The organism is Arsenophonus endosymbiont of Bemisia tabaci Q2 (assembly GCF_902713415.1).
GTDB lineage: Bacteria > Pseudomonadota > Gammaproteobacteria > Enterobacterales > Enterobacteriaceae > Arsenophonus.
The window spans coordinates 1-871 of sequence record NZ_CACTIE010000232.1 but is presented as its reverse complement, the minus strand read 5'-3'; the positions used below and the strand labels follow the sequence as shown (position 1 = coordinate 871).

The 871-nt window shown below is 33.9% G+C and carries 1 protein-coding gene and 1 pseudogene; one reads left to right on the top strand and one right to left on the bottom strand.

Going from position 1 to position 871, the window contains the following annotated elements:
- Positions 1–112: pseudogene (locus ARSQ2_RS13245) on the bottom strand (16S rRNA (uracil(1498)-N(3))-methyltransferase); the annotation flags it as partial.
- A 458-nt stretch (positions 113–570) separates the two neighbouring features.
- On the opposite strand from ARSQ2_RS13245, the gene ARSQ2_RS10440 reads away from it, so the two are divergent.
- Entirely contained in the window at positions 571–834 is a 264-nt protein-coding gene (locus tag ARSQ2_RS10440; RefSeq protein ID WP_181995263.1) for an IS630 transposase-related protein, read from the top strand.
- Positions 835–871: the final 37 nt, after the last annotated feature.

The following is an 871-nucleotide window of genomic DNA, read 5'->3' as shown; positions in this document are numbered from 1 at the left end:
GTCCTACACTCATACGTAGAACTCGACTAACGTGGTTAGTGGCATTATCGCTTAAGCGTATTAATGCGCCTGATTCTAATGGTTCAGGATGATAGATCCGAGGAACGCGCATATAGCCATGCTTCTTTATAAACTCGATGCTAGCAAAATATTGTTCCTATCTATAATAAAGATGGGAAAATAAACTAGCAAGCTGTCTCGCTAGCTATTGATTTTCCTTTTTTATTTTGCGTACAAATTCGCAAAAATTTGCTTACAACCGGATTATTGTTAATATTTATTGTAGAACTGTTATAAAGCATTGTTTTTTTATTTATGGATATTGGAAAAGAATGCTGAGTGAATAATGCTGTTTTTTCAAAGAGGAATTTGAAGATGGCAACATGGCTCACCACTTTTTCGTATTGGCTGTTGATTCAAGCATTTGTTATAAAAATTATTTTATTACCATTAAGCCATTTATTAGTTAGTTATTTACCCGTTTATCTATTTAATTAGAGATCGCATGACTCACCTAGTAGATATCTCCTTTTTATAGCTAAGCGACTTAATTTTGATGACATTATTTATATGAGCTATTCAATTGATTTTAGAAGTAAAGTTATATTTACGATGGAAGAAGAAGGGTTGATTATCCGAGAAACAGCGAAGCAATTTCGGATTGGCTCTGCATCTGTATTGGGTTGGATTAATCAAATAAAGCCAAAAGCATCGAGTACGCGTCAGCGAAAAATCGATAAATCCGAGTTGATAAAAGATGTTGAACAAAATAATCCAGATGTTTACCAAAAAGAGCGTGCAGAGCGTTTTGACGTTTCTCAGAAGGCCATTTGACAAGCTCTTAAAAAATAGGATTGACCTATAAAAAAAC

Bases quoted from the DNA above. Each gene is read 5' to 3' on its own strand.
- ARSQ2_RS10440 (WP_181995263.1), top strand. From the start codon at position 571: ATGAGCTATTCAATTGATTTTAGAAGTAAAGTTATATTTACGATGGAA.